Source organism: Sediminibacterium sp., assembly GCF_051861365.1.
In the GTDB taxonomy this organism is placed as follows: domain Bacteria; phylum Bacteroidota; class Bacteroidia; order Chitinophagales; family Chitinophagaceae; genus Sediminibacterium.
Genome location: NZ_JBHYCW010000054.1, coordinates 1 through 8,062, shown reverse-complemented (window position 1 = coordinate 8,062; position 8,062 = coordinate 1). Strand labels below are relative to the sequence as shown.

9 protein-coding genes are annotated in these 8,062 nt (G+C 37.2%); 4 read left to right on the top strand and 5 right to left on the bottom strand.

Annotated features, from left to right (window positions below):
- On the top strand, positions 1 to 317 hold a 317-nt coding region (locus ACTIEV_RS15190; protein ID WP_439516791.1), incomplete at its 5' end, for a helix-turn-helix domain-containing protein.
- Between the two features lie 194 nt (positions 318 to 511).
- Here the strand turns inward: ACTIEV_RS15190 and ACTIEV_RS15185 are convergent.
- The 4 genes from ACTIEV_RS15185 to ACTIEV_RS15170 form a co-directional block, all read right to left on the bottom strand.
- Positions 512 to 1,489 carry a nucleotidyl transferase AbiEii/AbiGii toxin family protein gene (locus ACTIEV_RS15185; RefSeq protein ID WP_439516790.1) on the bottom strand — a complete coding sequence of 326 codons (978 nt, stop codon included), beginning with the start codon at positions 1,487 to 1,489 and terminating at the stop codon, positions 512 to 514.
- Positions 1,474 to 2,208 (bottom strand): DUF6088 family protein, encoded by a 735-nt coding sequence (locus tag ACTIEV_RS15180; RefSeq protein ID WP_322195690.1) that lies wholly within the window; start codon positions 2,206 to 2,208, stop codon positions 1,474 to 1,476. The genes ACTIEV_RS15185 and ACTIEV_RS15180 overlap by 16 nt, the downstream gene beginning before the upstream one ends.
- 94 nt (positions 2,209 to 2,302) lie before the next feature.
- Complete coding sequence (locus ACTIEV_RS15175; RefSeq protein WP_322195691.1) at positions 2,303 to 3,298, bottom strand: helix-turn-helix transcriptional regulator; 996 nt, start codon at positions 3,296 to 3,298, stop codon at positions 2,303 to 2,305.
- Positions 3,271 to 3,702 (bottom strand): hypothetical protein, encoded by a 432-nt coding sequence (locus ACTIEV_RS15170; RefSeq protein WP_322195692.1) that lies wholly within the window; start codon positions 3,700 to 3,702, stop codon positions 3,271 to 3,273. The genes ACTIEV_RS15175 and ACTIEV_RS15170 overlap by 28 nt, the downstream gene beginning before the upstream one ends.
- Before the next feature lie 119 nt (positions 3,703 to 3,821).
- Between ACTIEV_RS15170 and ACTIEV_RS15165 the strand changes: the two genes are divergently transcribed.
- Positions 3,822 to 5,351, top strand: a complete 1,530-nt coding sequence (locus ACTIEV_RS15165; RefSeq protein WP_439516789.1) for a sensor histidine kinase — start codon at positions 3,822 to 3,824, stop codon at positions 5,349 to 5,351.
- Here ACTIEV_RS15165 and ACTIEV_RS15160 read toward each other — a convergent pair.
- Positions 5,333 to 6,079 (bottom strand): LytR/AlgR family response regulator transcription factor, encoded by a 747-nt coding sequence (locus ACTIEV_RS15160; RefSeq protein ID WP_322195694.1) that lies wholly within the window; start codon positions 6,077 to 6,079, stop codon positions 5,333 to 5,335. The two genes, ACTIEV_RS15165 and ACTIEV_RS15160, sit on opposite strands and share 19 nt — an antisense overlap.
- Before the next feature lie 277 nt (positions 6,080 to 6,356).
- Between ACTIEV_RS15160 and ACTIEV_RS15155 the strand changes: the two genes are divergently transcribed.
- Positions 6,357 to 6,860: a hypothetical protein gene (locus ACTIEV_RS15155; RefSeq protein WP_322195695.1), complete on the top strand. Its 504-nt coding sequence runs from the start codon at positions 6,357 to 6,359 to the stop codon at positions 6,858 to 6,860.
- 92 nt (positions 6,861 to 6,952) lie between these two features.
- The gene (locus ACTIEV_RS15150; RefSeq protein ID WP_322195696.1) at positions 6,953 to 8,002 is read left to right on the top strand and encodes a hypothetical protein; all 1,050 of its coding nucleotides are present in this window, start codon (positions 6,953 to 6,955) and stop codon (positions 8,000 to 8,002) included.
- The last annotated feature ends 60 nt before the right edge of the window (positions 8,003 to 8,062 follow it).

The window sequence follows — 8,062 nt, the reverse complement described above, 5'->3', positions numbered from 1 at the left end:
TTCAAAGTTTAAAATTAACAAGCTTTTTCCCGTTAACTCTAACCAAGAATGGACAACTTTTTGGGGGAGCCTACAATTGTTATGTGAATAAAGAAGAAAAAAGGTATAAAACTGAGCTAAAGCAATTTGGGCAACGTTTAAGAGAAATTCGAGAAAAGAATAACCTTACCCAGCTTCAGCTTGAAGTTATGACCAGTATTGACAGATCTGAGATAAGTAGAATTGAAAACGGGCTACGAAACATTGAATTTTATACTATAGTGAAGTTATCGGTGGCATTAGAAACCTCAATTAGTGATTTCTTTTCAGAAAAATGACCTAAGAAGAAATAGTCATCAGGCATCACAGGATTATTGGTGATTTTATTGTTACTATCTAAAGCTCTCAGTTTATATGTAGATATAGCATGTATAATCAATATGCGTGTTAAAATATTCAAATACCTCCTTTTGATTTCTTACCGGAAAAGCCTTTGTAGTATTTCTGTCTTAAGTTGATTCATATTACAAAACTAAAAGTGCTCCCTATTCTGATCGAATCGTTGAACAAAGGCTCTTATCATTTTCATCACTTCTAATATTTCTGTCGGTGGTGGTAAGGTGTCTGTCCAGATCAAATTCGACAATTCTTCTGTATAAGTTGGAGTCAGGTCGCCCCAGATTGTTTCCAGTGAAGTAAATAATGGAGAATCGCTCAATAATTTCCCTTTCCATTCACCATCAAAAGTTTGGAAATTTGCATCATCAGATAATGCAAGTGAAAGAATTTCAAAATTTTTATCTTCAAAAATAATCTGCTTTAAATCGGTTCGGTGATATAACTGATGCAAGTCATAAAAATGTCGGATTTTCTCTTTTAATATATCTACGCCTTCATAGGAAAGTCGGTTGAGTGATAATGTCTTTTCGAAAAAAGTTCTCTCCAGTGATAAGATATTTAATTCAAATGGCTCTAAACGGTATTGGTTAATGAGGTCTACATTACCTCTTGAAAGAAGAAAATCGTAGAGGTAGGTTTTTATCTGTCGCCTCACATGTGGTACAGGATTGGTAAAGGCATTAATTTCTAACTGAATCAGTTCCTTTACCGCGCCAAATGACTGACCGCTTTGTGTTTTTGGATAATTATACCAGGTTTTTCTGTTGCGACCTTTTTTGTCACCTCTTACATATTCCATCCCCTCTGTTATCGTATGATCGATTTCGCTTAGTAATTTTTTTATTTTTGATCCTGTCATTCCTTCCTGTGATAATAGGGCGAGGTCTATGTCTTCTGAAAAACGTTCTATGCAGTTAAATGCTTTAGAAAGAGATGTTCCACCTTTGAAAACAATTATGTCAGCATATTTTGAGAATGCCAGATTACGCAGGATATAAGTAACCCAATAGTCTTTTTCGATCAGGACCGGGCGTATTCCCAATACTTCGGCTGCTACCGCTAGTGCATCCGGGAATGCTGTTGATTCATGAAAGTTCATTCTATGTTCCAATTTGGTTGATTTGGTAATAATTCTTTGGAAATACCTATCATATATCGGGTTAATGGATTCAGTGATTGTTTTAGTTCCCTTACCTGTAATTCCGGTACATATTTTTCAAATATGGCTCCTGTCAATGCTCTTGTTGCTGCATTGTACTGCATAGCTAATTGTAATATTTTTTTTTGCTGAATGGGTGTAAGATTCTGGATCATATCAGTCAGTCGTTTGAAAGAACTGTCGATCTTGGTATCAGGTATTATTTTGATGTCTTTAATAGCATCAAGCAGTTGTAATAACGATATATTTTCTTCGGTTATCTGAACATTGCGTTTGCTGTACTTGATCTTATAATTGTTGATTTTTTTTGCAGGTAAAACATGATTGGTTCCGATCACAAGTACATTTGGCACCTGCATGGTTAAGCCCATTTTATTGTATTGCGTTACCCCCGTCAGGTATCCAATCAATTTATCTCCTCTGTAGGTTACGGTCTTTATTACCTCATCTTCAAGTGGTTTTATTTTACCAAATAGGGTATTACGCGGTTTGTAAAATTTCCCTTTTGTTATTCTTTCAATTACTCCCTTTTTATTGAGCCTGCTTAGTGTTTGTGCTAATGCTATTTCATTAGCAGATGGGAGGTTGAAATATTTATAATCGAACACTTCACCTTCCGGTAAGTTTTCTATTTTATGAGTGATGGCTTTACTAAGTGATTCTGTTTTCACTAGATAAAGGTATTAAGATATTTTATTTGTCAAGTTTTTAATGGTATAAACTTGACAAAAATTATTCTAATTATTGATAATCAATCTATTATATTTATATTTTTCTTGCTTCTCCTGGAGTCATACCATAAGTTAGCTTAAACTGATGGATGAAATGATGCGGTCTGGTATAGCCACATGTGCGTGCAATAACCTGAATGGGTTCTTCGGTCTGCTGGATCATAGAAAGTGCTATTTTCATGCGCTGCTGAATCATATATCGGTGAGGACTGATTCCAAATACCTGCACAAAACCCTGTTTTAAGCCCTGTAGGTTCCATCTTGTTAGTTGGGCGAGATTTTTTAAACTAAGCGGTTGCCCAATTTTCGCATCAATAAACTGACGGGCGGTATAAGCTTTTTCCACTATAGTAATCGGGACTTCAGGATGCAGCAAGTGTAAGTTTCTATTTTTTTCAGCAGAGAGTTGTTCAGTAACAAGGTGTCGTAAAAGAGTACGTATTCTTTCAGCAACGAAACCAGGGTATATAACTGATGGAAAATCGTTGTTCCATAATTCGCGCCATTGATAGTGTACCCAATGGGAGACATGGAAATGACAGGGTGCTATTGATTGATCGGACAAAATTGGATACCATTGCAATATCAGCTTTTCAAATGCAGGTTTCAAACAACAATAAATCATTTCGTGATTACCTGCTTCAAATTCAAGTTGAATCTCCTTTCCTGTCTGGGCTTTGAAAAATAACATTGATTGCAACGAAACAGATATTGTTGTCTGATCATGAAAATAGAGGTTAACATCTCCTTTGACCAAGTAGCCCAATATCATACGTTTACTGGCAGCTTTTGCAACTAACCGAAGCTGTTTTGCAGCCTGAATATGGTGCAGGTAGATATCCAACTCAGGATGTTCGTAATGTTGTGTCAATAAACTAAGCCCATTTGCTTTAATAAAATTGTGAGAAAACCCAGTTAGCAGATAGTGTTGTAAATGTTGTGGGATTACCAAAGGTTCAATGGCTTCACCTAATAAGTTTGAATCTGGGTGCAGATACATAACTAGTATTGGGTGGTGATCATTTCGCAACTAGAACAATTACATCCAATTGTCACATTGCCTGTATTATCAATTCTTGCAGTGACTTTACAAGCACACAATTCCCCATCGCACACTGTAATTGATTCTGTTCTGAATTCTTCCTGTTGCCCAGTAGTTCTTTCTACAACAAGGTTATGCGTACCCGTATTCGATTGATAAAAAACAAGTGCAATTGTTCTGGTCGGCGTATGAACGTATGAGATATTTTCAATGTCGATCAATTTTTCTTCTGCTTTCTTCTCAGACAGGTACCTGCGTATTTTTTCAACCGCCTCTTTTTTTGAAGCAAAAATGGCTTCCTGTTTTATTACGATGTTATCAAGGTTAGTATCTGATTTAACACATCCAACACCAGATAGTAATAAAAGTGACCATAGTAGTTTTGTTTTCATGTTTCCTTCTTTTGAAACAAAACTGCCTTTACAATTCACTACGGTTAAACCACATTGTGTCATTATCGTAGACTAATGTGAATTGGGATGTTATTAAAGGAATTTGTAATTTTAAAATAATGAAAACCCGCTATTCCATCATTATTCTAATTTGCTTTTATGGAAACATATATGCACAGCATCACTCATTAAGGCAAACAATTTGCGTATTGAATCGTGTGCCAGTGCTAATAGAATCAGATCCTGTTATTTTCAGATGGAAGGATCAAAAACAGTTTGAAACAGGAACAGGCCGTATTCGTGTAAAATTGGCACCTCGCCAGTCATCCATCGAATTTGATCATTTAATCCAGGTATCTCCTCCATTTGCATTTAAAGAACAGGAAGCCCTTTCACTTTTTTTGGTCGGGGATTCTTCCTATTTAAGTAACAAACGAGAGAGACGTTTAGAATATAGAGATTTACTGGTAGATACAGTCATGGAAGTAAATCAAGCGTTTTTTATGGTTTGGAAAAACCCACATGGTACTATTGTTCAGCAAATTGGATTTGTAGTCAAACCTCTTGTTCCTCAAATAACAGGGTATAGGGTCAATCGTAATTTTGATAGTTTGGATAATAGCGTTCACGCCAAACAACATAAGCGGAAACCATATATCCCATTGGGTTACGAAAAAATGAATGGGCGGCAAATCATTATTGATCCTGGAGACAAGCTAACTTTAACGTTACAAACCTATCCTTTATTGACGGATACTGTGGTTCAGTATCGGTTAACAAAACGGGACGATAGGCAGGAAGGGCTTTGGAAAATGACCGGTCACATACTTGCACTTCCAGAACTTGTAGAAGGAAATGCGTATGAACTCGAATTACGGTATCCTAATCAACAAGAGCAGATAACCTATCATTTAATTATTCGTCCTTACTGGTACCAGATTATCTGGGTTCAAATGGTTGGTTTAGTATTACTGATTATTCTGGTAATATTTGCTACCCGATTCTTTTATCAACGCAGACTCCGAAAATTAACTGAACAAAGAAAAAGACTAGAAGAACAACTAACTACTATTCAATCTCAATTAAATCCGCATTTTATATTTAATGCGCTGAGTTCTATCGAAGGATTGATTATGGATGGAGAAAGAGAAGAGGCTAATCATTACTTGTCCATTTTTTCTTCTATCATGCGAGAAGCATTAAGAAACTCCGACAAAATACTGATTAGTCTTCAAGAAGAAATTGAACTGATGGAAAAGTATATGCAGATAGAACAATTGCGTTTTGGATTTCAATATTCCATTCAGATTTCTGAAGATATTCATTTAGCAGAAATTGAAATACCTCCCATGTTGCTACAACCAGTTATTGAAAATGCTGTGAAACATGGTGCAGCTTCTCTTGGCGAGAATGGCTGGATTAAATTAATAATCAGTTTGTCAGGATCATCTATGTTTATTCGCATTGTCAATAATGCCTCCTCAGAAAGGAAAGGGCAGTCAACAGCGGGTGGGCATGGGCTGGTGTTTACACGACAAAGGATTCGGCATTTAAAAGTATTGTTTCCTGTTACTTCTATCGAGTTTTCATTAGATGTAATGTTAGGAAAGGCAGAAGCCGTTTTTGAATTTCATGATTGGATGACCTGACGCACTGTAACTATATTACGTTTTGAAACAGGAACAAGATCGCCATTGGTTAATTGAATTTCATATACCTGCCCCTTAGTACGGATACTCCTGATACATGAGGCGTTGACCAAATGAGACTGATGGGTACGGATAAAACCTGTCTTGTCTAATAAATGTTCGAAATGAAAAATACCTTTCGATGCAGTTAGTTTTTCTCCATCTTTTAATATCAGGTGGGTGTAATTATTGGAGGCTATTAGATGAATAATATCGGAGACCTGAACAAAACGCAGTTCACGGCTTTGAGGAATAGCAATCGTTCGTTCAGTTCCTGTTTTTTGCGACAACTGTGTTAATAGATGTTGAATTTGTTGCTGGTAACCTTTTATGTTTTGTTGTGTCACTGCTTTTTCAACAGCGAGAATAAGTTCTTTTGGTTGTATGGGTTTTAATAAATAATCAATCGCAGAAAATTTAATAGCCCTGATACCATATTGTTCATGAGCTGTTGTAAAAATAACGGCAAAGTTTTGCTGACTTAGTTCTGTTAAAAGATCAAATCCGGATTCATCTCCTAGTTCAATATCGAGAAAGAGTAAGTCGGGGATACATTTATAAAATAATTCTTTCGCTTCTCCAATACCAGCGGCAGTTCCGCATAGTTCAATATTGCTGCAATGTTTTCGTAGAAGCATTTCAAGGTGTTTCCTGCTCTTCGCTTCATCTTCAATGATTATTGCCTTCAAGAATTAATTGATTTAAGAGTGATCATATTACTTGGCTTGGAAAGCCAAGTAATATGATTCATAAAGATAAGTATTACCTATTTGAACGACAGGGATTTTTGGAAGTGAATCAATTTAATACAATCGCATTTTTTGGAGCTTGTTCTCAAAATGTTTCATATGAAATATAAATCTTTCGTCAAGTTTCATAATTGATGATCAATCTTGTAAGAATGATCAAATAAAATCTCTTCACTTTTTAGTCGCAGTAGCTTTGTGTTATCAAAATAAAATAACTATGAAGCTATTTGCAATGATGATGATGAGCTTGATGTGTTGGTCTGCAAATGCCCAATCTATCAGTTTTGTGGCAGGTAAATCTTTTAGCCCTGCCGATTTTCTTTCACTGCGCTATACACATTATTCCAACAGTCCATTTAAATTATCGCTAAGTGCTTTTATGGAGAAAGGAACGAAACATCATTTGTTGTATCGTTCTTACGGTGCTGATCTTTTATTGCACTGTGACCAGTTAGTTGGTACATTTTTGGAGAAAAGGGGTGGACTTACCGGAGCTATCGGACTAAACTGGCAGGTAGATCAGGAACCCTGGTTATATAAGGACTGGCCATTTTCTAGGCGATCAAGTTTTGGACTTACAGGTGAGATTGCTTACCAATATTATCTGACAGATGTTTTTCGCATTGGTTTGTTTGCCCAACAAAAAATTCTCTTTAACCCTGACATCGGCAGGTGCCGATGGATAGTCGGGTTATCCCTTTCCCATCATTTAGGTTACTAATTTTTTCACTTTAAACAATCGTTATGAGAACAAGTGTTTTACACCGGTTTTACCGGTGGGGGCTACTTATGTGCCTGCTGTTGCCCCTTGTCATGCAGGCGCAACCTTTGCCGGGAAATAATTATATCGAGGTCGAGTTGATCTCAGAAAACTATAACTGTGCAACAGGTCAGCTAAGTCTTTCTTTCAAAGTAAAAAACTTACGGACAGACGGAGTACTGGGCAGGTATGCAAGTTCCTTTCATGTACAGTCCGGTAGCCATATTGAATATGGTTCTGCCGGTAGTATTAATGCCGTGTATTCTTATACCATCCCTCACCAAACAGGCAATGTAGTTATCATTGGTGCTTATGGTATAATTGATAACGATGCCCCATATACGGAGTACCGTTTTATTCCTGCAAACGCAGTGTTGCCAGACCCGCCAGTTATTGCTACTACTTCAACGATGCCATTGTGTAATGGTGCAACAGCTTTGCTGACTGCGTCTGGTTCTACAGGTAATTATATCTGGTCAAATGGTGCAACGGGTAACAGTATAACTGTGAGTGCGTCCGGTACTTATTCTGCAAGCGCCATTAATGCGTGCGGACAGTCGAGTGCGAGTAATTTCATTGTTGTAACAACCGATAATATTCCTACTGCACCCAGTGTTACACCATCAGGTAGCTTACTACTCTGTAATGGTGAAAGTGCAACACTATCTGCAAGCGGCTCCAATATCACTTGGTCAACTGGTGCATCAGGAAATAGTATTATGGTTAATAGTGCAGGTACTTATTACTGTTATAGTAGTAATGGATGTGGTAACAGTGTTAATAGCAATGTAGTGACTGTAACTACTGTTAGTTGCCCAACACCAATACCCGGTTCAAATTTTTCTGTATGTCCTGGTGCAACTAAGACACTTGATGCGGGCGCAGGATATGATACGTATCAATGGTCAACTGGTGCAACGACAAGGGCGATTGCTGTAGGGCCGGGTACTTATACTGTTACGGTATCGAAAGATGGATGTTTTGCGACTTCAGCACCTGTAACAATTTCTTATTATACAGTTACCACACCTACCATCAATGCATCTGGACCTTTACAGCTTTGTCAGGGTGGGTCAGTGATATTGACCATTGCTGTCCGGTGAAAGTAAATTTTAAAAAAGAAAGGAGGCTTTATTCGCCTCCTTTTTGGTTATTTTCAGTTT

What these genes read in the sequence shown, in the direction of transcription:
- ACTIEV_RS15170 (WP_322195692.1), bottom strand. Translation starts at nt 3,702, where the DNA reads ATGAAAACAAAACTACTATGGTCACTTTTATTACTATCTGGTGTTGGA.
- ACTIEV_RS15165 (WP_439516789.1), top strand. Translation starts at nt 3,822, where the DNA reads ATGAAAACCCGCTATTCCATCATTATTCTAATTTGCTTTTATGGAAAC.
- ACTIEV_RS15155 (WP_322195695.1), top strand. Translation starts at nt 6,357, where the DNA reads ATGAAGCTATTTGCAATGATGATGATGAGCTTGATGTGTTGGTCTGCA.
- ACTIEV_RS15150 (WP_322195696.1), top strand. Translation starts at nt 6,953, where the DNA reads ATGCAGGCGCAACCTTTGCCGGGAAATAATTATATCGAGGTCGAGTTG.